At 64.2% G+C, this 23,623-nt stretch carries 24 protein-coding genes and 2 pseudogenes; 19 read left to right on the forward strand and 7 right to left on the reverse strand.

What is annotated here, in order from left to right:
* Positions 1-34 precede the first annotated feature (34 nt).
* Positions 35-1,408, forward strand: coding sequence for a PepSY-associated TM helix domain-containing protein (locus AC0Z2B_RS00465; RefSeq protein WP_476294743.1), 1,374 nt, complete (start codon positions 35-37; stop codon positions 1,406-1,408).
* Positions 1,409-1,631: 223 nt separating this feature from the next.
* Here AC0Z2B_RS00465 and tenpIN read toward each other — a convergent pair whose 3' ends face one another.
* Positions 1,632-2,075, reverse strand: coding sequence for a type III toxin-antitoxin system TenpIN family toxin (gene tenpIN, locus AC0Z2B_RS00470; RefSeq protein ID WP_476294744.1), 444 nt, complete (start codon positions 2,073-2,075; stop codon positions 1,632-1,634).
* Between the two features lie 535 nt (positions 2,076-2,610).
* Here tenpIN and AC0Z2B_RS00475 point away from each other — a divergent pair.
* From AC0Z2B_RS00475 to ureC, 13 genes and pseudogenes are all read left to right on the forward strand, one after another.
* Entirely contained in the window at positions 2,611-2,868 is a 258-nt protein-coding gene (locus tag AC0Z2B_RS00475) for a DUF3077 domain-containing protein (protein WP_473005217.1), read from the forward strand.
* Positions 2,869-3,156: 288 nt separating this feature from the next.
* The gene (gene urtA / locus AC0Z2B_RS00480) at positions 3,157-4,422 is read left to right on the forward strand and encodes an urea ABC transporter substrate-binding protein (protein WP_476294745.1); all 1,266 of its coding nucleotides are present in this window, start codon (positions 3,157-3,159) and stop codon (positions 4,420-4,422) included.
* A 144-nt stretch (positions 4,423-4,566) separates the two neighbouring features.
* A pseudogene (locus tag AC0Z2B_RS00485) lies at positions 4,567-4,759 on the forward strand (urea ABC transporter permease subunit UrtB); the annotation flags it as partial.
* Between the two features lie 53 nt (positions 4,760-4,812).
* A pseudogene (urtB, locus tag AC0Z2B_RS00490) lies at positions 4,813-6,108 on the forward strand (urea ABC transporter permease subunit UrtB); the annotation flags it as partial.
* Positions 6,108-7,187 carry an urea ABC transporter permease subunit UrtC gene (urtC, locus tag AC0Z2B_RS00495; protein ID WP_476294746.1) on the forward strand — a complete coding sequence of 360 codons (1,080 nt, stop codon included), beginning with the start codon at positions 6,108-6,110 and terminating at the stop codon, positions 7,185-7,187. The pseudogene urtB and the gene urtC, both read left to right, overlap by 1 nt.
* Positions 7,184-8,044: an urea ABC transporter ATP-binding protein UrtD gene (gene urtD / locus AC0Z2B_RS00500; protein WP_473005215.1), complete on the forward strand. Its 861-nt coding sequence runs from the start codon at positions 7,184-7,186 to the stop codon at positions 8,042-8,044. The genes urtC and urtD overlap by 4 nt, the downstream gene beginning before the upstream one ends.
* 31 nt (positions 8,045-8,075) lie before the next feature.
* A complete protein-coding gene (urtE, locus tag AC0Z2B_RS00505; protein WP_416422202.1) occupies positions 8,076-8,774 on the forward strand; it encodes an urea ABC transporter ATP-binding subunit UrtE in 699 nt (232 codons plus the stop codon).
* 30 nt (positions 8,775-8,804) lie between these two features.
* Positions 8,805-9,644: an urease accessory protein UreD gene (locus tag AC0Z2B_RS00510; RefSeq protein WP_476294747.1), complete on the forward strand. Its 840-nt coding sequence runs from the start codon at positions 8,805-8,807 to the stop codon at positions 9,642-9,644.
* Positions 9,645-9,758: 114 nt separating this feature from the next.
* On the forward strand, positions 9,759-10,061 hold the full coding sequence (ureA, locus tag AC0Z2B_RS00515) for an urease subunit gamma (RefSeq protein WP_416422200.1): 303 nt from the start codon (positions 9,759-9,761) through the stop codon (positions 10,059-10,061).
* Positions 10,062-10,069: 8 nt separating this feature from the next.
* Positions 10,070-10,603: an N-acetyltransferase family protein gene (locus tag AC0Z2B_RS00520; protein WP_476294748.1), complete on the forward strand. Its 534-nt coding sequence runs from the start codon at positions 10,070-10,072 to the stop codon at positions 10,601-10,603.
* 6 nt (positions 10,604-10,609) lie between these two features.
* Entirely contained in the window at positions 10,610-11,131 is a 522-nt protein-coding gene (locus AC0Z2B_RS00525; protein WP_027979666.1) for a GNAT family N-acetyltransferase, read from the forward strand.
* Positions 11,132-11,142: 11 nt separating this feature from the next.
* Positions 11,143-11,448 (forward strand): urease subunit beta, encoded by a 306-nt coding sequence (locus AC0Z2B_RS00530; protein ID WP_476294749.1) that lies wholly within the window; start codon positions 11,143-11,145, stop codon positions 11,446-11,448.
* A gap of 41 nt (positions 11,449-11,489) precedes the next feature.
* Positions 11,490-13,190, forward strand: coding sequence for an urease subunit alpha (gene ureC / locus AC0Z2B_RS00535; protein WP_416422197.1), 1,701 nt, complete (start codon positions 11,490-11,492; stop codon positions 13,188-13,190).
* Positions 13,191-13,290: 100 nt separating this feature from the next.
* Here the strand turns inward: ureC and AC0Z2B_RS00540 are convergent, their stop codons facing one another.
* Positions 13,291-13,599: a chaperone modulator CbpM gene (locus AC0Z2B_RS00540; protein ID WP_476294750.1), complete on the reverse strand. Its 309-nt coding sequence runs from the start codon at positions 13,597-13,599 to the stop codon at positions 13,291-13,293.
* Between the two features lie 2 nt (positions 13,600-13,601).
* The gene (gene cbpA, locus AC0Z2B_RS00545; protein ID WP_416422195.1) at positions 13,602-14,561 is read right to left on the reverse strand and encodes a curved DNA-binding protein; all 960 of its coding nucleotides are present in this window, start codon (positions 14,559-14,561) and stop codon (positions 13,602-13,604) included.
* Positions 14,562-14,824: 263 nt separating this feature from the next.
* Here cbpA and AC0Z2B_RS00550 point away from each other — a divergent pair, with 263 nt between their 5' ends.
* A complete protein-coding gene (locus AC0Z2B_RS00550; RefSeq protein WP_476294751.1) occupies positions 14,825-16,090 on the forward strand; it encodes an Hsp70 family protein in 1,266 nt (421 codons plus the stop codon).
* Between the two features lie 77 nt (positions 16,091-16,167).
* Here AC0Z2B_RS00550 and AC0Z2B_RS00555 read toward each other — a convergent pair whose 3' ends face one another.
* Both AC0Z2B_RS00555 and AC0Z2B_RS00560 read right to left on the reverse strand, forming a co-directional pair.
* Positions 16,168-17,178, reverse strand: coding sequence for an AI-2E family transporter (locus tag AC0Z2B_RS00555; protein ID WP_416422193.1), 1,011 nt, complete (start codon positions 17,176-17,178; stop codon positions 16,168-16,170).
* Positions 17,179-17,322: 144 nt separating this feature from the next.
* Positions 17,323-17,625: a PsiF family protein gene (locus AC0Z2B_RS00560; protein ID WP_473005212.1), complete on the reverse strand. Its 303-nt coding sequence runs from the start codon at positions 17,623-17,625 to the stop codon at positions 17,323-17,325.
* Positions 17,626-17,805: 180 nt separating this feature from the next.
* Between AC0Z2B_RS00560 and AC0Z2B_RS00565 the strand changes: the two genes are divergently transcribed.
* Entirely contained in the window at positions 17,806-18,693 is an 888-nt protein-coding gene (locus AC0Z2B_RS00565; protein ID WP_476294752.1) for a DMT family transporter, read from the forward strand.
* Here AC0Z2B_RS00565 and AC0Z2B_RS00570 read toward each other — a convergent pair.
* The gene (locus AC0Z2B_RS00570) at positions 18,690-19,580 is read right to left on the reverse strand and encodes an esterase/lipase family protein (protein WP_476294753.1); all 891 of its coding nucleotides are present in this window, start codon (positions 19,578-19,580) and stop codon (positions 18,690-18,692) included. The two genes, AC0Z2B_RS00565 and AC0Z2B_RS00570, sit on opposite strands and share 4 nt — an antisense overlap.
* Positions 19,581-19,699: 119 nt before the next feature.
* On the opposite strand from AC0Z2B_RS00570, the gene osmE reads away from it, so the two are divergent.
* Both osmE and AC0Z2B_RS00580 read left to right on the forward strand, forming a co-directional pair.
* Complete coding sequence (osmE, locus tag AC0Z2B_RS00575) at positions 19,700-20,047, forward strand: osmotically-inducible lipoprotein OsmE (protein WP_416422189.1); 348 nt, start codon at positions 19,700-19,702, stop codon at positions 20,045-20,047.
* A 130-nt stretch (positions 20,048-20,177) separates the two neighbouring features.
* Complete coding sequence (locus AC0Z2B_RS00580; protein ID WP_475505320.1) at positions 20,178-20,705, forward strand: ferritin-like domain-containing protein; 528 nt, start codon at positions 20,178-20,180, stop codon at positions 20,703-20,705.
* A gap of 51 nt (positions 20,706-20,756) precedes the next feature.
* Here AC0Z2B_RS00580 and AC0Z2B_RS00585 read toward each other — a convergent pair whose 3' ends face one another.
* Complete coding sequence (locus tag AC0Z2B_RS00585) at positions 20,757-22,832, reverse strand: AsmA family protein (protein WP_476294754.1); 2,076 nt, start codon at positions 22,830-22,832, stop codon at positions 20,757-20,759.
* Positions 22,833-23,164: 332 nt separating this feature from the next.
* On the opposite strand from AC0Z2B_RS00585, the gene AC0Z2B_RS00590 reads away from it, so the two are divergent.
* Positions 23,165-23,605, forward strand: coding sequence for a phage infection protein (locus AC0Z2B_RS00590; RefSeq protein WP_476294755.1), 441 nt, complete (start codon positions 23,165-23,167; stop codon positions 23,603-23,605).
* Positions 23,606-23,623: the final 18 nt, after the last annotated feature.

A 23,623-nucleotide genomic window follows, 5' to 3' on the forward strand; every position in this document is an offset into this window, starting at 1 on the left:
GCGCCGCCTTTTTGCTACCGTGGAGCGCTCCGTGATGAGCAAGCCAACTACTAATTTCTACAACCTGGCCTGGCGCTGGCACTTCTACGCCGGGCTGTTCGTCGCCCCCTTCATGATCCTGCTGGCGATCACCGGCATCATCTACCTGTTCAAACCACAACTTGATCCGTTGATGTACCGCTCGCTGATGGTCCTCACCCCTGCCGAGCACGCGCTCAGCGCTGACGAACTGATGCAGCGCGTGCACAGCAGTTATCCACAAGACGGCATCACCCAATACCTGCCGGCCACCGCCGCCGACCGCAGCGCGCAATTCGTACTGACGGCCAAGGGCCGCGACCTGAACGTGTTCATCAACCCCTACACGGGCGCGGTGCTGGGCGACCAGAACGCCAAGCTCAACCTGCAGGCCATTGCCCGCGCCCTGCATGGCGAGCTGATGATCGGCACCGTCGGCGACCGCCTGGTGGAACTGGCCGCAGGCTGGGGCATCGTGCTGGTGGTGTCGGGCCTGTACCTGTGGTGGCCGCGCGGCAAGGCCGGCGCCGGCGTGCTGTGGCCACGCCTGAATGCCCGCGGCCGGCTGTTCTGGCGCGACCTGCATGGCGTGCTGGGCTTCTGGGGTTCGGCATTCCTGCTGCTGATGCTGCTCAGCGGCATGACCTGGACCGGCCTGTGGGGCAAGCAATTCGCCCAGGTGTGGAACACCTTCCCCGCCGCCATGTGGGACAACGTGCCCAAGTCCGACGTGCAGGCGGGCGAGCTGAACAAAGCCAACCGCCAGACCGTGCCGTGGGCGCTGGAAAACACGCCCATGCCCATGTCCGGCGGCGCCCATGCCGAGCACATGGCCCACGGCGGCCACATGCAGATGCCGGCCGATCCGGCGATCAGCCTGCAGCAGGTAGTGGACCTGGCCACCGCGCACCGCGTCGAGCCGGGCTACAGCATCACCCTGCCGACCACCGATACCGGCGTGTTCACCGTCTCGGTGTTCGCCGACGACCCGCGCAATGACGCGACCCTGCACGTCGACCAATACACCGGGCAAGTACTGGCCAACGTCGGCTGGAAAGACTACGGCCCCGTCGCCCGCGCCACCGAGGCCGGGGTGATGCTGCACGAAGGGAAGATGTTCGGGCCGTTCAACCAGATCGTGATCCTGCTGGTGTGCCTGATGATCCTGCTGGGCTCGGCGAGCGGCTTGATCATGTGGTGGAAACGCCGGCCCGTGGGCCAACTGGGGGTACCGCCGTTGCGGCATGATTTGCCGAAGTGGAAAGTGGCGATCGGCATCATGGTTGCGCTGGGGGTGATCTTTCCGCTGGTGGGGGTGTCGTTGGCGGTGGTGTGGGCAATCGAATGGGCGTTGGCGCGTATTCCAAGCTCGAGCGCGGTGCATTCGTAGCCGCTGCCGCTAGGCTGCGCTGGCCCCGGAGTACGCTGAATATCTGCTGCGCGGCGTAGGGCCAGCGCAGCCTTCGGCACCGGGTACTGACTAGAGGCACGAGGTACTTGCGCATCAACCGGAAATAAAAACAGGGCTAACAATCAAGGATCAAGCAATGTCGTTTATTTCCTGAGACAGCATCCGAAGCCCGCAGGGGAGCGATCTCTGCGGGCTTTCGTGTTCATAGCCCTAGCTCCAGATGATAATTTCGCAACGTTGAAAATTTATAGTTACGTTCCAAGACATTTCTGTCCTGCTTCGCGACGACCTCGACATACCTGCCTACATACTTTGAAAACTTTCGCTGAATAATGTGAGCAGCATCCTTGATTTTAACAAACTCAGCAGCTGGAATCATGAATGGAGAAGATGAGATATATTCATCCTTGAGAAGCAGCAGGGCCTTTGAAAAATCAAGACCTTTGTTATCAGCCGTTTTGAAACAAAATTTATGGTTGATATGAGAGCGGAGCGGTATGCCAAAACGCAGGCTATTCAGCTCGATAAGCAAAATTCCGTAACCTCGCTTCTTCTCGTCGTCCCAGACACCATGCTTTTTGTCCAGAACCTCTTGGAGATGTGCGTTCTCAGTGAAAAATGATTGTTCTAATTTTTTTATCAGCATATTTCCTTTGCCCAAAAAAAAAGCCCCAATTAAGGAGCTTTTTCATTCAAGATGGATAACTTCTTTTTTTAACGTGGGAATTATCCTTTCACCACATCTTTCAACTGGGGACTTCTTTATTTAACGTGGGGATCACCCTTCCACCACATCATCGGCATTAATTCTATGGCTCATGGTCTGCTGCGTCAATCGCTCCCCATCGGGAAAAATGTAACAGCTCATGCTTTTACTATACGTCCTACAAGGTAACGTCATTTTCGGAAACGTCTGACTTGAGGTCATGGGGCACCAGGGATAGCCTCCCAGGGTCGCTGAAATCAGCGGCCAGGCGTGCAAGCCTGAACCACATCAACAGCAACTGTTAGAATCGTCGCTGGCGTATTCGTACGCCACGATGATGCTCATGGTAGCTGTTCGCGGGAGGGGTCAACCCTGCCGGAAGTGGTGTGGTCCGGTCTTGCACACCTGCGAACAGCTGCCACCCAACCGTGTGCAAGCGGCAGGGTGGGCCATCCACATCATTGAGTTTTTTACCATGAGCTTCGATTTACCCACCACGCGCCTCCACCACTTCGGCCCCCTGGACCGAAACAACCAACGCCTCTTCTCCGTCCGCACAGGCACGAACGCCGACGACGCGCTTGCCCATGCCTCGCTGTTGCTCGGCTACGCCGGGGCCATTGCCTATGAAGCCGCCGACTGCGATGGCGTGGACGGCAAATTGCTGGCCCGCGGCGTCATTCCATTGATTGATGCCGCCAAGGCGCTGGTGGACGCCTGCACCGCAGGCTGATCGCGGCGTGGCCGGACGCCGCCTGGCGGCAGCTGCTACGACCCGTGTAGCAGCGGCCACAGGCCGCGTCCGTGGATGTGCAGCAATACCGCTAGCAATGCACCAGCAACGCCCAACCCCACGCACCACCGCGCCAAACGCGCACCAGCCCGGTGCAGGCCTGCGACCTCTACAGCCCTCAAAGCGCCATCCCACGGCCCCGCACCACTTCGGCACACCCCTTGCAATCTCCCAGGCAGAAGTCGCCATCTGCCCCACTAAAAAATCAAATCATTTGGAGATTGCACCATGAAGCGTCGTAGCTTGATCAAGGCGTTTACCCTCACGGCGTCCATCGCCGCCATGGGCATGAGCTGGACTATCCAGGCCGCCGAGACCATCAAGGTCGGTATCCTGCATTCGCTGTCGGGCACCATGGCAATTTCCGAAACCTCGTTGAAAGACGTGGCGCTGATGACCATCGACGAGATCAACGCCAAGGGCGGCGTCAACGGCAAGAAGCTGGAACCGGTGGTGGTGGACCCTGCGTCCAACTGGCCGCTGTTCGCCGAGAAGGCCCGCCAGCTGCTGACCCAGGACAAGGTGGCCGTGGTGTTCGGCTGCTGGACCTCGGTGTCGCGCAAGTCGGTGCTGCCAGTGTTCGAAGAGCTCAACGGCCTGCTGTTCTACCCCGTGCAGTATGAAGGCGAAGAAATGTCGCCCAACGTGTTCTACACCGGCGCCGCGCCGAACCAGCAGGCCATTCCTGCCGTGGAATACCTGATGAGCGAAGACGGCGGCAGCGCCAAGCGCTTCTTCCTGCTGGGCACCGACTACGTCTACCCGCGCACCACCAACAAGATTCTGCGCGCCTTCCTGCACTCCAAAGGCGTGAAGGACAGCGACATCGAAGAGGTCTACACCCCGTTCGGCCACGCCGATTACCAGACCATCGTCGCCAACATCAAGAAGTTCTCCGCTGGTGGCAAGACTGCGGTGATCTCCACCGTCAACGGCGACTCCAACGTGCCGTTCTACAAGGAGCTGGCCAACCAGGGCCTGAAGGCGACCGACGTGCCGGTGGTGGCGTTCTCGGTGGGCGAGGAAGAACTGCGCGGCATCGACACCAAGCCTTTGGTGGGCAACCTGGCCGCCTGGAACTACTTCGAGTCGGTGGATAACCCGGTCAACACCAAGTTCGTCGCCGACTGGAAAGCCTACGCCAAGGCCCACAACCTGCCAGGCGCCGACAAGGCGGTGACCAACGACCCGATGGAAGCCACCTACGTGGGCATCCACATGTGGGCCCAGGCCGCCGAGAAAGCCAAGTCCACCGATGTGGATAAAGTGCGCGAAGCCATGGGCGGCCAGACCTTCGCCGCGCCGTCGGGCTTCACCCTGACCATGGACAAGACCAACCACCACCTGCACAAGCCGGTGATGATCGGCGAGATCCAGGACGACGGTCAGTTCAACGTGGTGTGGCAGACCAAGGAGCCGATCCGCGCCGAGCCGTGGAGCCCGTTCATTCCAGGTAACGACAAGAAGCCGGACTACGCAGTGAAGAGCAACTAACTCCCCCAACGTAGCCGCTGCCGAAGGCTGCGCTGGCCCTGCGCCCCGCTGGAGATTTTCAGCGTACTCAAGGGCCAGCGCAGCCTGGCGGCAGCGGCTACGGGTGTGAAGCCGCCGATTTTCTCCGCTTTTCAGGACGCTGCCATGTCCCTTTATCGCCTTCTGCTCTCCCTCATCCTGCTGCTGCCCCTGGCCGCCCACGCCAGCGACGGCGACGACTTCGTCGCTGGCGACTCTGCGCAGCAGGCGCAACTGCTGGAAACCTGGGCTGCCCAGCCCATCCCCGAACGCCTTGAGCTGCTACAGGCCCTGCAGGACGGCCGCGTGGCCATGGACGCCGACAAGCACGCCGTCATCGAAAAGGCCAACGCCCCCAGCGACAGCAACCTGCGCAAAGTGCGCCTGAACAACCGCCTGCGCGGCCTGGTGGACAACGCCATGGCCAGCCAGCAACTGCTCAACAACGACAAGGCCACGCGCTTGGCCGCCGCCCAACAGCTGCAGAAAAGCGCCCAGCCCGCCCAACTGAAACTGCTGGACCACGTGGTGGCCGGCGAGCAGGACAGCACGGTCAAGACCGCCCTGAGCCTGGCCCTGGCCAACCTGCAACTGGTCGACCCGGATCCGGCCGTGCGCCTGGCTGCCGTGCGCCTGCTGGGCGACACCGGCGAGCCCATGGCCCGCACCCGCCTGGAAAACCTGCTGCAGCCCGACGTGGAAAAAGACCCCGGCGTGCGCACCGCCGCCGAAACCAGCCTGGTGCAGGTGAAACGCAAACTGATGATCGGCGACCTGCTGGGCCAGGCCTTCAGCGGCATGTCCCTGGGCTCGATCCTGCTGCTGGCGGCGCTGGGCCTGGCCATCACCTTCGGCCTGCTGGGCGTGATCAACATGGCCCACGGCGAAATGCTGATGATCGGCGCCTACTCCACCTACGCCGTGCAGCTGCTGTTCCAACGCCTGGCCCCGGGCGCCATCGAGTTCTACCCGCTGGTGGCGCTGCCGGTGGCGTTCTTCGTCACCGCCTGCATCGGCATGGCCCTGGAACGCACCATCATTCGCCACCTGTACGGCCGCCCGCTGGAAACCCTGCTGGCCACCTGGGGCATCAGCCTGATCCTGATCCAGGCGGTGCGCCTGATCTTCGGCGCGCAGAACGTGGAAGTGGCCAACCCCGAATGGCTGAGCGGCGGCATCCAGGTGTTGCCCAACCTGGTACTGCCCTACAACCGCATCGTCATCATCGCTTTCGCGCTGTTCGTGGTGGTGCTGACCTGGCTGCTGCTGAACAAGACCCGCCTGGGCCTGAACGTGCGCGCCGTCACCCAGAACCGCAACATGGCCGCCTGCTGCGGCGTGCCCACCGGGCGCATCGACATGCTCGCCTTCGGCCTGGGCTCGGGCATCGCCGGCCTTGGCGGCGTGGCGTTGAGCCAGATCGGCAACGTCGGCCCCGAACTGGGCCAGGGCTACATCATCGACTCGTTCCTGGTGGTGGTACTGGGCGGCGTCGGCCAGCTGGCCGGCAGCGTCTCGGCGGCGTTCGGCCTGGGTATCGCCAACAAAATCCTGGAACCGCAGATTGGCGCGGTGCTGGGCAAGATCCTGATCCTGGCGCTGATCATTCTGTTTATCCAGAAACGTCCGCAGGGCCTCTTTGCATTGAAAGGACGGGTGATCGACTGATGAACCAACCATTGATGGTAACCGCCGCGCAAAAGGCCGGCCCCAAGGCCACTATCGCCATCGGCGCCCTGGTGGTGCTGGGGTTGGTGGCCCTGGCGCTGATGTCGCTGCTGCCTGACACCAGCAGCCTGCAGGTGTCGGCCTACACCCTGACCCTGGTGGGCAAGATCCTCTGCTACGCCATCGTCGCCCTGGCCCTGGACCTGGTGTGGGGCTACGCCGGGCTGCTGTCCCTGGGCCACGGCCTGTTCTTCGCCCTGGGCGGCTACGCCATGGGCATGTACCTGATGCGCGAGTCGGCCGGCGATGCCCTGCCGGCGTTCATGACCTTCCTGTCGTGGACCGAGCTGCCGTGGTACTGGACCGGCACCCAACACTTCCTCTGGGCCATGTGCCTGGTGGTGCTGGCCCCGGGGCTACTGGCGCTGGTGTTCGGCTTCTTCGCCTTCCGCTCGCGGATCAAGGGCGTGTACTTCTCGATCATGACCCAGGCGCTGACCTTCGCCGGCATGCTGCTGTTCTTCCGCAACGAGACCGGCTTTGGCGGCAACAACGGCTTCACCAACTTCCGCACCCTGCTGGGCTTCGACATCACCTCGCAGGGCACCCGCGCGGTGCTGTTCCTGCTCACCGTGGCCTTGCTGGTGGGCAGCCTGCTGCTGGGCTGGCGCCTGGCACAGAGCAAGTTCGGCCGCGTGCTGACCGCCCTGCGTGACGCCGAGAACCGGCTGATGTTCTGCGGCTACGACCCGCGTGGTTTCAAGCTTTTCATCTGGGTGCTGAGCGCCGTGCTGTGTGGCCTGGCCGGCGCGCTTTACGTGCCCCAGGTGGGCATCATCAACCCCAGCGAAATGTCGCCGACCAACTCCATCGAAGCCGCCGTGTGGGTGGCCCTGGGCGGCCGCGGCACGCTGATCGGCCCGCTGCTGGGCGCAGGCCTGGTGAACGGCATGAAGAGCTGGTTCACCGTGGCTTTCCCTGAATACTGGCTGTTCTTCCTCGGCGCGCTGTTCATCATCGTCACCCTGTACCTGCCCAAGGGTGTCATCGGCCTGATCAAGCAAAGGGGCGAACAATGAAGACCACGCCGACTCCCGAGTTCATGCTCGAACCCATCCTGGAACCCAACCGCGACGCCGGCACCAGCCGTGACGCCATCGGCCTGGGCCAGCGCGTGGACGGTGCGCTCAGCGCCCGCCACGGCACCATCCTGACCCTGGAAGACATCAGCGTCAGCTTCGATGGCTTCAAGGCGCTGAACAACCTCAACCTGTACATCGGCGTCGGCGAGCTGCGCTGCATCATCGGCCCCAACGGCGCGGGCAAGACCACGCTGATGGACGTGATCACCGGCAAGACCCGCCCCAGCCACGGCAAGGCCTGGTTCGGTGAAACCCTGGACCTGACCAAGATGAGCGAGGTGCAGATCGCCCAGGCCGGCATCGGCCGCAAGTTCCAGAAGCCGACGGTGTTCGAGGCCCTGAGCGTGTTCGAGAACCTGGAGCTGGCGCAGAAGACCGACAAGTCGGTGTGGGCCAGCCTGCGTGCGCGCCTGACGGGCGAGCAGAAAGACCGCATCGACGAGGTGCTCGACACCATTCGCCTGACCACCTCGGTGCACCGCCCCGCCGGCCTGTTGTCCCACGGCCAGAAGCAGTTCCTGGAGATCGGCATGCTGCTGGTGCAGGACCCGCAACTGTTGCTGCTGGACGAACCGGTGGCGGGCATGACCGACGCCGAGACCGAATTCACCGCCGAGCTGTTCAAGCGCCTGGCCGGCAAGCACTCACTGATGGTGGTGGAACACGACATGGGCTTCGTCGACACCATCGCCGACTACGTCACCGTGCTGCACCAGGGCAGCGTGCTGGCCGAAGGGTCGCTGCAGCAGGTGCAGGCGGATGAGCGGGTGATCGAGGTTTACCTGGGCCGCTGAGGCCAACGCACACACGATGGGAATCACGCATATGCTCCAGGTCGAAAAGCTTCACCAATACTACGGCGGCAGCCACATCCTGCGCGGCCTGTCCTTTGACGTGAAGGTCGGCGAGGTCACCTGCCTGCTGGGTCGCAACGGCGTGGGCAAGACCACGTTGCTCAAGTGCCTGATGGGCCTGATCCCGTCCAAGGAAGGCAGCGTGCAGTGGGAAGGCAAGCCCATCACCGGCTTCAAGCCGCACCAGCGCGTGCACGCCGGCATCGCCTACGTGCCCCAGGGTCGGGAGATTTTCGGCCGGCTTACCGTGGAAGAAAACTTGCTGATGGGCCTGTCGCGCTTCAGCGCCAGCGAGGCCAAGGAGGTGCCGGGGTTCATCTACGAGCTGTTCCCGGTGCTGCTGCAGATGAAACACCGGCGCGGCGGCGACCTGTCCGGCGGCCAGCAGCAACAACTGGCCATCGGCCGCGCCCTGGCCAGCCGCCCGCGCCTGTTGATTCTCGACGAGCCTACCGAGGGCATCCAGCCGTCGGTGATCAAGGAAATCGGCGCGGTGATCAAGAAGCTTGCCGCCCGCGGCGACATGGCGATTCTGCTGGTGGAACAGTTCTATGATTTCGCCGCAGAATTGGCCGACCAGTACATCGTCATGTCCCGGGGTGAAATCGTGCAGCACGGGCGAGGTGAAAATATGGAGGCCGAGGGTGTACGCGGCCTGGTAACCATTTAATCTGCACACAAACCAATAACGAACACGCCTATGAACCTGCCCGCTTCCACCGCCCTGTACACGCCCAGCTGGCACGCCGAGCTCGAGCTGGGCTACGGCCGTTTTGGCGACACCACCCGGCCTACCCAGCGCCGCCACCTGGGCCCGCTGCGGGTGCAGAAGCACCTGTACGCCGAAGGCCCCGAGGTGTGCCAGCACATCATCGTGCACCCGCCGGGTGGCATCGCCGGCGGCGACCGCCTGGATATCAACGTCGACGTCGGCACCGGTGCCTGGGCGCAGCTGACCAGCCCCGGCGCCGCCAAGTGGTACCGCGCGGCCGGGCCCGCCTACCAGACCCTGAACCTCACTGTGGCCCCCGGCGCGACCCTGGAGTGGCTGCCCCAGGAAACCATTGTCTACAGCGCCGCCCAGGCAGAACTGCAGACGAGCGTCGAGCTACAGGGCGACGCGCGCCTGGTGTACTGGGACATGGTCGCCCTGGGCCGCCCGGCGTCGGACGAGCGCTTCGAACGCGGGCATTTCCAGAGCCGCGTGGACATCCGCCGTGACGGCCAGCTGCTGTGGCACGAACGCCAGCGCGTGGTCGGCAACGACGGCCTGCTGGAGTCGCCCATGGGCCTGGACGGCCACACCGTATTCGCCACCCTGCTGGTGACCGCCGACATCAGCCCTGAGTTGCTTGAACAATGCCGGGCCGTGGAAGGCCAGGTGCGCGGCGACCTCAGCCAGCTGCCCGGCCTGCTGGTAGCCCGCTGCCTGGCCCATGAAGGCCTGCACGCCCGCGACTGGCTGATTGCCCTGTGGAAACTGCTGCGCCCCGAGGTGCTGGGCAAAGAAGCCCTTGCCCCAAGAATCTGGAGCACCTGACATTCCCGTAGCAGCTGCCGCAGGCGGCGTCCCCAGCCACCGCGCAGCCCCTGACGCAGCCTGCGGCAGCTGCTACGAAACCTTGATTTGTTACTGCCCACGAATGGACACACCATGGACCTGACACCCCGCGAAAAAGACAAGCTGCTGATCTTCACCGCCGGCCTCGTGGCCGAGCGCCGCCTGGCCCGGGGCGTGAAGCTCAACTACCCGGAAACCATGGCCTACATCTCGGCAGCGCTGCTCGAAGGCGCCCGCGACGGCCAGACCGTGGCCCAGTTGATGCACTTCGGCACCACCCTGCTGACCCGCGACCAGGTGATGGAAGGCATCCCGGAAATGATCCCCGAGATCCAGGTGGAAGCCACCTTCCCCGACGGCACCAAGCTGGTCACCGTCCACCAACCCATCGCCTGAGGCCTGCCATGACCTTCCGCATTCGCGACGCCATACACGCCGACCTGCCCGGCATCCGCGACATCTACAACGACGCCGTGGCCAACACCACGGCCATCTGGAACGAGCAACCGGTGGACCTGGGCAACCGCCAGGCCTGGTACAGCGCCCGCCAGTCCCAGCACTACCCCATCCTGGTGGCGGTGGACGCCAATGATGTCGTGCTGGGCTACGCTTCATTTGGTGACTGGCGTCCCTTCCAGGGTTTCCGCCAGACCGTCGAACACTCGGTCTACGTGCGCAACGATCAACAAGGCAAGGGCCTGGGGCCCGCACTGATGAACGCCCTGATCGAACGCGCACGCGGCTGCGACAAACACGTGATGGTGGCTGCCATCGAAAGTGGCAACGTAGCCTCCATCCGTCTGCACGAGCGACTCGGTTTCACGATCACGGGGCAGATGCCACAAGTGGGCAGCAAGTTCGGCCGCTGGCTGGACCTGACCTTCATGCAACTGATCCTGAACCCGGGCGCCGAACCTTCCCCGACTCCCGTGGAGTAAGCCGCCATGAATGCCGCCCAATTGCGCCGCGTCACCGTTGAAAGCTTTGCCCACTACCGCCAGGGCCTGGTCGAGTTGCTGCTGGACTCGGTCAAGCAAGGCGCCTCCATCGGCTTCCTCGCCGACGTGGACGCCCATGAAGCCAACAGTTTTCTAGACGAAGTGAAGAACCGCATCGCCATCAATGACCTGGTGCTGTGGGTGGTAGTGCGTGACGAGCAGGTGCTGGCCAGCGCGCAATTGGTGTTCTGCAAGCGCGTGAACGGCTTGAACCGTGCCGAGGTGCAGAAGCTGATGGTGCGCAGCGATGCCCAGCGCCGCGGCATGGGCCAGCAGCTGATGGAAGCGGTGGAAGTCGCCGCCCGCCAGTACAAGCGCGGCCTGCTGCACCTGGACACCGAGGCCGGCTCGCCCGCCGAGGCGTTCTACCTGTCCCAGGGCTACAAGCGCGCGGGGCAGATCCCCGGCTTTGCCTGCCGCCCGGATGGCGAATACACCGCCACGGCGTTTTTCTACAAGACTCTTTGAAGGAAGCCTGAATGATCCCCGGCCAATACCAGATCCAACCCGGCGACATCGAACTCAACGTCGGCCGCCGCACCCTCAGCCTGACGGTGGCCAACAGCGGCGACCGGCCCATCCAGGTGGGCTCGCACTACCACTTCTTCGAAACCAACGACGCCCTCGCCTTCGACCGCGCCGCCAGCCGCGGCATGCGCCTGAACATCCCGGCCGGCACCGCCGTGCGCTTCGAGCCGGGCCAGAGCCGCGAGGTGGAACTGGTGGACCTGGCCGGCCACCGCCGCGTGTTCGGCTTCGCCGGCCGCATCATGGGCGATTTGTAAGGCCCCCGCGGGGTCATGAAATTGGAATTCAAAGGCAGACAATGAAAATCTCGAGACAAGCCTACGCCGACATGTTCGGCCCCACCGTCGGCGACAAGGTGCGCCTGGCCGACACCGACCTGTGGATTGAAGTGGAAAAGGACTTCACCACCTACGGTGAAGAAGTGAAATTCGGTGGCGGCAAGGTGATCCGCGACGGCATGGGCCAGGGCCAGCTGCTGGCCGCCGAGGTGGTGGACACGCTGATCACCAACGCGCTGATCATCGACCACTGGGGCATCGTCAAGGCTGACGTGGGGCTGAAGGACGGCCGCATCGCCGCCATCGGCAAGGCCGGCAACCCGGACATCCAGCCCGACGTGACCATCGCCATCGGCGCCAGCACCGAAGTCATCGCCGGTGAAGGCATGATCCTCACCGCCGGCGGCATCGACACCCACATCCACTTCATCTGCCCGCAGCAGATCGAAGAAGCGCTGATGAGCGGCGTCACCACCATGATCGGCGGCGGCACCGGCCCGGCCACCGGTACCAACGCCACCACCTGCACCTCGGGCCCGTGGCACATGGCGCGCATGCTGCAGGCCGCCGACTCGTTCCCGATGAACATCGGCTTCACCGGCAAGGGCAACGCCAGCTTGCCCGAACCGCTGATCGAGCAGGTGAAGGCCGGTGCCATCGGCCTCAAGCTGCACGAAGACTGGGGCACCACCCCCGCCTCCATCGACAACTGCCTGAGCGTGGCCGACCAGTACGACGTGCAGGTGGCCATCCACACCGACACCCTCAACGAGTCGGGCTTCGTGGAAACCACCCTCGGCGCGTTCAAGGGCCGCACCATCCACACCTACCATACCGAAGGCGCCGGCGGCGGCCACGCCCCCGACATCATCAAGGCCTGCGGCTTCCCCAACGTGCTGCCCAGCTCCACCAACCCGACCCGGCCGTTCACCCGCAACACCATCGACGAACACCTGGACATGCTGATGGTGTGCCACCACCTGGACCCCAGCATCGCCGAGGACGTGGCCTTCGCTGAAAGCCGCATCCGCCGCGAGACCATCGCCGCCGAGGACATCCTCCACGACCTGGGCGCCTTCTCGATGATCAGCTCTGACAGCCAGGCCATGGGCCGCGTCGGCGAGGTGGTGACGCGCACCTGGCAGACCGCCGACAAGATGAAAAAGCAGCGCGGCCCGCTGGCCGAGGACGCGCCGGGCAACGACAACTTCCGCGCCAAGCGCTACATCGCCAAGTACACCATCAACCCGGCCATCACCCACGGCATCAGCCATGAGGTAGGCTCCATCGAAATTGGCAAATGGGCCGACCTGGTGCTGTGGCGCCCAGCGTTCTTCGGCGTGAAGCCGACGCTGATCCTCAAGGGCGGCGCCATCGCGGCCAGCCTGATGGGCGACGCCAACGCCTCGATTCCCACCCCGCAGCCCGTACACTACCGGCCGATGTTCGCCAGCTACGGCGGCTCGCGCCATGCCACCAGCATTACCTTCATCAGCCAGGCAGCACTGGACGCCGGCGTGCCGGAGCAGCTGGGCTTGAAGAAGCAGATTGGCGTGGTAAAGGGGTGCCGCACGCTGAAGAAGACCGACCTGATTCACAACGGCTACCTGCCGGCGATCGACGTCGACCCGCAGACCTACCAGGTGAAGGCAGACGGGGTGCTGCTGTGGTGTGAACCGGCGGAGACGCTGCCGATGGCGCAGCGGTATTTCCTGTTTTAAACGCGAACCCGCGTAGCCGCTGCCGCCAGGCTGCGCTGGCCCTTACCCACACCGAAGATCTATAGCGTGGCACAGGGCCAGCGCAGCCTGGCGGCAGCGGCTACAGGCCTTGCACGTAGCGCCCCAGGCGCTGGCGCAGCCGGGCGTTCTCGGCGCGCAGGTCGCGCACCTCTTCCAGCAGCTCCAGCGCCAGCGCCACGCCTTCCCATTCCAGGTCCAGGTCGTGATGCAACTTCGCCGCGCGCCGCGCGATCAATGGGGAAAAGTCGTCGAACAACCATTCCTCCGGGGACCGTCCCGTGGGTTCCACTATGCCGTGCTCGACGATTTCAATCACATAGGCCGCCGACATCTCAGTGGCCTGACAGAACGCTTGCATGTCCAGTTGAACGTAGCGGGACGTTTCCATGATCAACGACTCCAGTTGGCTCGGGGGTCGAATGCCGCCTTCTCCGACAGGGTTTTCCACAGCGCTTGCGTGGCTTCGTCGGCATGCGGGGGCATTACCACTTTCAGTTGTGCGTAGAGGTCACCGCGCTCGCCCTGCTTGCGCTGCAGGCCATTGCCTTTCACGCGCAGGCGCTGGCCGCTCTGGCTGTCGGGGCGGATGGTGAGGTTGATGCGCCCGGTGAGGGTGGGCACCGCCACCTTGGTGCCCAACGCCGCTTCCCACGGTGCCAACGGCACGGTGATGATCAGGTCGTGGTCTTCCACGTCGAACATCGGGTGCGGGGCGAACCGCACGATCAGGTACAGGTCGCCGTTCGCCCCACCACCCACGCCCGGCGCGCCCTGGCCCTTGAGGCGGATGCGCTCGCCGTCGGTGACGCCGGCCGGGATCTTCACGTTGAGGGTCTTGGTGGTGTGCCCGGTCTGCTGGCCGGCAGCGTTGTGCTGCGGCACCTGGAAGCTGATCTGCTTCGACTCGTTGGCCAGGGTCTCCTCGAGGAACACTGCAAGTTCCATTTCCACGTCTTGTCCTCGCCGCCCGGCGCTGCGTTGCTGGCCACGGCCAAAGGGGTTGCCATTGCCACCACGCCCGGCCGAGCCGAAGATGGAGCTGAAGAAATCGGAAAAATCGCCGGCGCTTTCCTCGAAGCCGCCGCCACCGCGGCCCTGCCAGCCTGGCGGGCCCTGGAACGGACGGCCGTGCTGGCCGTACTTGCGAATCTCGTCGTACTCGGCACGCTTGTCGGCGTTGCTCAGCGCTTCATAGGCCTCGGAGGCCTCCTTGAATTTGTCCTCGGCGTCCTTTTCCTTGCTGACGTCGGGGTGATATTTGCGTGCCAGCTTGCGGTAGGCGGTCTTGATCGCCTTCTCGTCCGCAGTCGGCTCCACGCCCAATATCTTGTAATAGTCTTTGAAGTCCATCGAAGGATCACCATCCGTTTATCGGGATCGCGCGGTCAGTCCACTTAGTGTAGAGACCTGGCAATGGGGTGTAAGTTTATCGACTGCCGGTACGCTTTGCTGAAGCCGCAGCGGCGCAGTCGTAGGGGATGACTGCAAGATTGGGGGGCCGAGGCGCGCTTTCAAGGTGCGACCGTGTGGCAATTAAACGTCCCATGGCCTTGATTATCGCTACCACTGGCATAAACTGCGCGGCCGTTTTTTGCACAGAATCCGGCAACGACATGACCAACCAAACCCCGGCCCGCGCCTGCGGCATCGACTTCGGCACCTCCAACTCCACCGTCGGCTGGCACCGGCCGGACGTCGAGACCCTGATTGCGCTGGAAGACGGCAAGATCACCCTGCCGTCGGTGGTGTTCTTCAATATCGAGGAGCGTCGGCCGGTGTACGGCCGCCTGGCGCTGCACGAATACCTTGAAGGCTACGAAGGCCGCCTGATGCGCTCGCTCAAGAGCCTGCTGGGCTCCAAGCTGATCAAGCACGACACCAGCGTGCTGGGCACCGCCCTGCCGTTCAAGGACCTGCTGGGCATGTTCATCGGCGAGCTGAAGAAGCGCGCCGAAGCCAACGCCGGCCGTGCCTTCGACGAAGTGGTGCTGGGCCGCCCGGTGCATTTCGTCGATGACGACAAGGCCGCCGACCAGGAAGCCCAGGACACCCTGGAAGAAGTGGCGAAGAAAATCGGCTTCAAGGAAGTGTCGTTCCAGTTCGAGCCCATTGCCGCGGCGTTCGACTACGAGTCGAGCATCCAGCGCGAAGAGCTGGTGCTGATCGTTGACATCGGCGGTGGTACCTCGGACTTCTCGCTGATCCGCCTGGCCCCCGAGCGCCACACCATCGACGACCGTCATAGCGACATCCTCGCCACCGGCGGCGTGCACATCGGTGGTACCGACTTCGACAAGCAGCTGAGCCTGCAGGGCGTGATGCCGCTGTTCGGCTACGGCAGCCGCATGAAAAGCGGCGCGTTCATGCCCACCAGCCACCACATGAACCTGGCCACCTGGCACACCATCAACTCGGTGTACTCGCAGAAATCCCAGCTGGCGCTGGGCAGCATGCGCTACGACATCGAGGACACCGCCGGCATCGACCGCCTGTTCAAGCTGATCGACCAGCGCGCCGGCCACTGGCTGGCCATGGAAGTGGAAGAGACCAAGATCCAGCTGACCCACGCCGACAACCGCCTGGTACCGCTGGACCGCATCGAGCCGGGCCTGAGCGTGGACATGAGCCGCTCGCTGTTCGAAGCGTCCATCGACACCCTGCTGGAGCGGGTGCGCGGCAGCGTCACGGCGCTGCTGAACGATGCCGGCGTGGGCGTGGCCCAGGTCGATACCGTGTTCTTCACCGGCGGTTCCAGCGGCATCCCGGCGCTGCGCAACAGCGTGGCGGCCATGCTGCCCAACGCGCGGCACGTGGAAGGCAATATCTTCGGCAGCATTGGCAGCGGTCTGGCCATTGAGGCGCGCAAGCGCTACGGCTAAACACCGCGCCGCGACCATCGCGGGCAAGCCCGGCTCCTACGCATTCGGTAGGAGCCGGGCTTGCCCGCGATGGTCCATCACACCAACTCGGCGCGGCGCAGCTCGCTTTTCAGGTACGCGTAGTAGATAGGCCCCGCTACCACCCCCGGCAACCCGAAGGCCGCCTCGAAGATCAGCATCGCCAGCAGCAGCTCCCACGACTTGGCGCGGATCTGGCTGCCCACGATGCGGGCGTTGAGGAAGTATTCCAGCTTGTGAATCAGCATCAGCCAGCCCAGCGCCGCCACGGCCACCCAGAGCGACACCGACAGGCCGATGATGGTGATCAGGGTGTTGGAGATCAGGTTGCCGATCACCGGTAGCAGGCCAAGGATGAAGGTCAGCACCACCATGGTCTTGTGCAGCGGCAGCTTGATGCCGCACAAGGGCAGGATGATCAGCAGGAATACCGCGGTGAACACGGTGTTCAAGGCGGCAATCTTGATCTGCGCGAAGACGATATTGCGGAACGCCTGCACCAGCAGGGTGAGGCGGGTCAGCAAGGCGCCCGCCAACGGCTTGTGCTCAGCCTCGGGCGGAATGCGGTTCAACGCCACGATAGCGCCCAGCACCATGCCGATCAGCAGGGTGACGAAGGTACGCACCGCGTCCTTGCCCACCAGTTGCAGCTCGGCCAGGTGCTTGCTGACCCAGTCGCTGATGGCCGAGCGGAACTCGGTGACGTTGGCCGGCAGGTAGGCATCGATGGACGGCGGCAGTTGCCCGCGGGCGCGGTTGAGCACGTCCATGAACTTGTCGAGGAAGGCCCCCGGGTTCTCGGCCTCGTGCATCAGGAAACTGATGGCCAGGGCGAAGATCACCGCCAGCAGGCTGACAATCACCGTGCCCAGCAACGCCACCGCCACCCAGCGCGCGCGCGGCCCGGAGATCAGGTGCTCGAGCTTGGGCGTGAGCATATTGACCAGTTCATACACCAGCAAACCCGCCAGCAGGCTGGGCAGCAGGCGCAAAGGCATCACCAGCAGCAGACCACAGAACATAATGATCAGGCTGGCCCATAACACGTGACGCTGGGAAAACGTTGGCATACAGCCTCGAACACGTACGACATGGAAGGACCCGGCAGTCTGCCAGCCTTCGCCTGGCAGAGCCAGTGGCGGCAACCGTCGTAGCAGCTGCCGAAGGCTGCGTCCAAGGCCTCGGGACGCGGCCTGCGGCTGCTGCTACGGGGGTTATTTCTTCAGGCAACTGCTCATGAAGGTCTTGCGCGCATCGCCGCTCAGGTTCTGGGTCTTGGCGGTGGCGTTGCAGGTGGTCATTTTCTGCTGCTGCGGGGTCAGGGTCTTGGTGGTGCTCGCCGCCGGGGCGGCTTTCAGGCAAGTGCTCATGTAGGTCTTGCGCTCATCGCCCTTGAGGCCCTTGGTGGTGGCATCGGCGTTGCAGGTGGTCATCTTGTTCTGTTGCGCGGTGGCGGCAAAGCCTTGTGAACACAGCAGCAGGCCGAGCACCAGCAGGGGCGCGTGCAGCATTTTCATGGAGTTTTCTCCTTGTCGCCGCGCTGGGCCGCGCGGCCTCGCCTGAAGTGTAGACAAACTTTGCAACAGCCCTTGGCGGCGCAGATTGTCGGATTCGCACGGTCGGTTGACGGCTTGGCGGTAGGTGCGCGCGGCGCAAAGCGGGGATAATCGCGCCTTATCGACTGACAGGCGTTCCCCATGCAATACGCGTTTCCGTTGCTGGCCATTCTGATCTGGGCCGGCAACACCGTAATCAACAAGATGGCCGTGGGCGCCATCTTCCCCGCCGAAATCGGCTTCTACCGCTGGCTGCTCGCCGGCCTGCTGTTCACCCCGTTCCTGCTGCCCAAGGTGTGGGCCAACCGCGCGGCGATCCGCCCGCACCTGGGCAAGGTATTCGTGCTGGGCCTGCTGGGCATGGCGGTGTACCAGAGCCTGGCGTACTTCGCCGCGGCGCTGACCAGCGCCACCAACATGGGCATCATCCTCTCGCTGATGCCGCTGATGTCCCTGGCCCTGGCTATCGTCGCCCTGGGCCAGCGCCTCACTGCCGGCGCGCTGTTCGGCGCGGTGCTGTCACTGGGCGGGGTGCTGGTGGTGGTTTCGGCCGGGCAACTGGGCAATCTGCTGGCCCACGGCCTGAACCGTGGCGACGCGATGATGCTGCTGGCCACCCTGGCCTACGCGGTGTACAGCACGCTGCTGAAGAAATGGCAGCTGCGCCTGCCAGCGCTGCAACTGCTGTACCTGCAGGTGCTGGTGGCGATTATCGTGCTGCTGCCGCTGTTCGTGCTGTCGCCCAAGGTGGGCCTGGGCATGGGCAACATCGGCCTGGTGCTGTACGCCTGCCTGCTGGCCTCCATGGTTGCGCCGCTGGCGTGGATGCAGGCGGTCAGCCGCCTGGGCCCCAGCCGCACCACACTGTTCTTCAACCTGCTGCCGTTGATCACCGCGCTGATTGCCGCCGCCGTACTGCATGAGCAACTGGCGCCGTACCACCTGGTGGGCGGCCTGCTGACCCTGGGCGGGGTGATCATGGCCGAGCGCTGGACCACGCCGCTGGGCCGCGTCCGGGGCTGCGCCTAGAGCCCGGCCTGCGCCAGCCGGGCGGCGTGTTCGGTGAACAACCGCACCGGCTCCACCCCCTTGCCCACCAGGCCCAGGGACTGGTTGACGATGTCCAGGTGGTCCATGGGGTAGTCATCGCCAATCACCTGGCCCAGGTGCGAGCTGAAGCGCCCGACCATGCCGTCGCACTGCCCCGCCTCGCGCACGAAGGTGCGGGCGAACAGCTTGCAGCTGCGGTGCGAGCCGTCCAGGCGGTTGCCGCCGCCGTCGGCCAAGGGGTGCTGCAACACCCCCGACCATGAGTAGTAATGCACGCCATTGACCACTGGCTCGCCCTGCCCGCCCCAGGTAGCCGGCAGGCCCTGTGGATACGCCTGGTTGAAACGCGCCACCCCGGCGCAGGTCAGGGAATTGTGCGACCCGTGCACGTCGATGGGCAGCAGCGGCCCGCGCCAGCCGGTTTCCAGCACGCCCATCAACAGCCCCAGCAGGTACAGGACGACATGCAGCAGGCGCCCGCCCACCGAGTTGTGCGGGTAGCGGCGCTCCAGGTAGTCGGCCAGCTCCGAGCCATGGTTGGGCCCGGCCACCGAGGTCACCGACGCCACCCAGTCCGGGCGTTTGGCCGCGGCATAGCGGGCGGTCAACGCGCCCTGGCTGTGGCCGATCAGGTTGACCTTGGCCGCGCCGGTCTCGTGGCGAATGCGCTGGATGATCAGCAACAGCTGCTCGCCGCGCACCTCGGTGCTGTTGATCGGCGACACCTGCACCGGAAATACCTGCGCGCCGCCACGGCGCAGCGCCCGGACGATGCCGAACCAGTAGGGGTACAGCAGCAGCCGGACAAAGCCGAGCATGCCGGGCACCAGGATGACGGGGTAGCGAGTAGCGCCGGGCTTGGCCATGGCGTGGGCATCCTTGGGGGGCAAGCCAACATACTAGCGCACTGACATCGAACTCCTGCGTGGCGCCGTTGCCACAGTATTACGGGGCCACTATTGGCTCATTCGAAGGAGCGACACCTATGTACAAGCAAACCCTGGCTGCAGTGTGCGTACTGGCTTCGCTGGCGGGCTGCGCCAACACCAAGGTCGAAAACCCCGTGGACTTTGTCACCTACCGCAACGAGCCGCTGGTCAAGCAGGTGGACACCGGCATGACCATGCAGCAGGTCATCGCCATCGGCGGTACCCCCTCCAGCGTCGTGGATGGCAACGGCAAGACCGCCGCCGGCACCTGCAACAACTACGTGCTCAACACCGACGGCAAGCAGCAGGCCTACTACGTGAGCTTCGACGGCACCGGCCACGTGGACAGCAAGGGCTTCATGACCTGTGCCCAGCACAAGGGCAACGTCAAGGCGATGCCCTGATGTCGCGCGGATAAAACTTTCCGGTACCTGGCGCACTCACACCCTCTGTACCGATCGAGCCGGGCGCCCGTCAGCCAATGACGGGCGCGATAGAGCCTGACGGCCCCAACCGTATAGCCTGGAGAATGTCATGACCATTGCACTGACCGACAAGAACACCCTGCGTGAAACCGCTCGCAAGAATGTTGACCAAGGCGCCGTGACCGAAGGCTATGACGCCGACCGCCAGGAGGTGCTGCGCCTGCTCAACGACTCGCTGGCCACGGAGCTGGTGTGCGTGCTGCGCTACAAACGCCATTACTACATGGCCAAGGGCGTGAAGGCCCACGTGGCCGCCGAGGAGTTCCTGGAGCACGCCGGCCAGGAAGCCGAGCACGCCGACAAGCTGGCCGAACGCATCGTGCAGCTGGGCGGCGAGCCAGACTTCAACCCCGACAGCCTCAGCAGCCGCTCCCATGCCGAATACAAGCCGGGCAGCAACCTCAAGGAAATGGTGTACGAGGACCTGGTAGCCGAGCGCATTGCCATCGACAGCTACCGCGAGATCATCCAGTACATCGGCGACAAGGACCCTACCTCGCGCCGCCTGTTCGAAGAGATCCTGGCGCAGGAAGAAGAACACGCCGATGACATGGCGGATATTCTGGATGGGCTGTAAACGGCCCCCTGCAACCGAAAACGCGGCCAATGGCCGCGTTTTTTTTAATGGTCAACGGGTACTGGGCACTGTCTTCGGCGCTTTACCCGCCTTCATCTGCTCCAGCAATGGCGTGCACTGGTTAGGCTCGCCACCGCTGGGTGCCACAAGCGCCAACAGCCCTGCCGCCGGGGCCGCCACCACGCCCAAGGCAATCATCCCCGCGCCACGCAGCAGCAACGGCACCGCTTGCACGCCAGCGCTTGGCTTGGCGAACGGCCCGCGCACGTACAGCGGCGAACGCAGCGACAGCAGGCGGAAGCCCTTGGATTCGGGAGTGATCTTCAGGTCCAGCTGTTCGGTCTTGAAGTTCACCGTGCCATCGATGTAGATAATCGCGTTCTCGGTGTCGAACACGAACAGCCGTGGCGCCGCCAGGCCATCCTTGATGCCCAGGTCGGCGGCGGCGCAGTTGATCTTCACTTCCTTGTCGCCAAAGATCTTGCCCATCACGTAGTTGCCCACGTTCAGCCCGGCAATCTCCATCAGGCTGCGGCTGACCGCGCCATCGTTGATCAACAGCTTCAGGTCGCCGTTGGCGCTGCCCAGCAAGGCCGCCACCGAGTTGCCCGTGCCGGCGATGTCGGCGTCACCGTTGAGCTGGCCGAAGCTGGTCTTCATCGGTTCGAAGGTGGGGAACAGCTGTTTCAGCTTGAAGCCGCGCGCGGTCAGCTTGGCCCGGCCCTGCAACGGCGTGGTGCGGCCGTTGAGGCCGATCTGCGCGTCGAGGTTGCCACCCGCCACGCCAAAGCGCAGGGGTTGCAGGTTCAGTTGGCCGTCATCGAGCACCAGGTGCGTGTAGAGGTCGGTGAACGGCAGCTCCTTGCTCTGCACGATCTTCTTGCCGGTGAACTCGACGTCGGCGTCCATGGTGCGCCAGCGCTCGGTGCGGAACTCTTCCACCGGCAACACCTTGCCCGCCGGTTGCTTGCTTTCGCTGCCGCGCGCGGCCTGCTTGGCATTGGAGTCGGCGCCGATCAGCGGTGCCAGGTCGGTGAACAGCAGCTGGTTGGACACCAGCTTGCCGGTCAGCTTGGGCCGCGGCTGGCTGGCGACGAAGCTCAGGTCGCCGTGGATATCGCTGTTGCCGATCTTGCCGTTGAAGCCCTGGTATTCGAAGGTGGCACCGCTGGGCTCATGCAGCTTGGCCTGCAGGTGGCCGTCGGTGGAATACGGCGGCGAATCGGGCAGCGTCACCCCGGTCAGTGGGTACAGCTTGCTCAGGCTGGCGCCTTCCAGCTTCAGGCGCAGGTCCAGGGCGCCGAGGTTGCGCGGGTCGGTCAGGGTGCCAGCGACGGCCACGTGGGTGTCGGCAATGCGCACGTCGGCCTGCACCGGGAACGGCTTGGCCGCGTCCTGCAGGGCCAGCAGGCCGCCGATCTTGCCGGTGCCGTTGACGGGCTGGTCCTTGTAGCGGCCAGTGACCTTGAAGCCGAAGGCGTAGTCCTGGGCGCTGCCGCCCTGGTCGCTGACCTTCTTCGCGGCGCCGCTGCCGACGATGTCACTGAACGGAATCGGCTTGCCCAGCGGGTCGATCAGCACGTCGGCGTGGGCTTTCAGGGTCACGTCGTCATACACCACGTGGCCCTTGTCGAAGCCGATGGCGCCGATGTCCATCACCCATTTCGACGGTTCGGCGTTGGGGTCCTTGGGCCCGAAGTCGAAAGTCCAGTTGGCGCGGCCGTCGGCCAGGCGTTGCAGGTTGGCGTCCGGCTGGGTCAGGTCGATGCGTGGGATGACGATGCGCTCGGCCAGCAGCGGCAGCGGCGACAGGCGGAACGCCACGCGCTTGAGGCCGACCATCTGCGGCTCTTTCGACCATTCGGGGTTGCCCAGGGTCAGGTCCTCAGCCTCGAAGTGCGGCCACGGCACCCAGGCGCGCCAGCCGCCCTCGTCGGGCTCGCGGCCCCACTGCACGGCCAGGTTGCCGTTGATGGCGAACGGGCGGTGCAGGGCTTCGGACACCTTCGCGTTGAGCGTCGGCTTCACCCGGTTCCAGTCAAAGGTGGCAATGACCACCACCAGTACGACGATCAGCAGCACCAGGGTGCCAACTGTCCAGGCCAGGATCTTGCGGGGGCGCGTCATGCACGAATCTCCAAGTGACAGCGAGCCGGAAAACGGCGGCCCGCCTGGTTGCAGCAATTACCTTAGGACTGGCAAACCGCCCGGGGGTTTAACCCGATTGATGAAATCGCCGAACACTTTCATCGATGGACGTTCCATGAAAGCGCAGCCGCCGCGGAAAATCCCCGCGACAGTGCAGGCGAAACCCGCGTAAGGCCTTGATTAGACAGCCCCAGGGCAAACAATCAATTCCGTTGATTGTTACCATTGTCCTTATGAACTTTTATATCTAATTCTCAAGAGTAGCATTGGCTTCGTACCCACTTTTCAGCCCTCCAAAGGAGCGCCAAATCATGAAACGCCAATTGCTGCTGACCCTGACCCTCTCTGTACTGGCCGCCAACGTGTTCGCCGCCAGCAACGTCCAACCTGCCGTTGCCCAGCACAGCGCTGCGGTGATCGTGGCCCAGGATGGTTCGGATCGTACCCTGAACCGCGTCGCCCAAGACGGCTCCGACCGCACCCTGAACCGCGTCGCTCAAGACGGCTCCGACCGCACCCTGAACCGCGTTGCTCAAGACGGCTCGGACCGCACCCTGAACCGCGTTGCTCAAGACGGCTCGGACCGCACCCTGAACCGCGTTGCTCAAGACGGCTCGGACCGCACCCTGAACCGCGTCGCTCAAGACGGCTCGGACCGCACCCTGAACCGCGTTGCTCAAGACGGCTCGGACCGCACCCTGATGCGCGTCGCCCAGGACGGCTCCGACCGTACCCTGAACCGCGCGAGCTGAGCCTTGGCTGCCCTGGAA

Source organism: Pseudomonas sp. GYB4201, assembly GCF_056312595.1.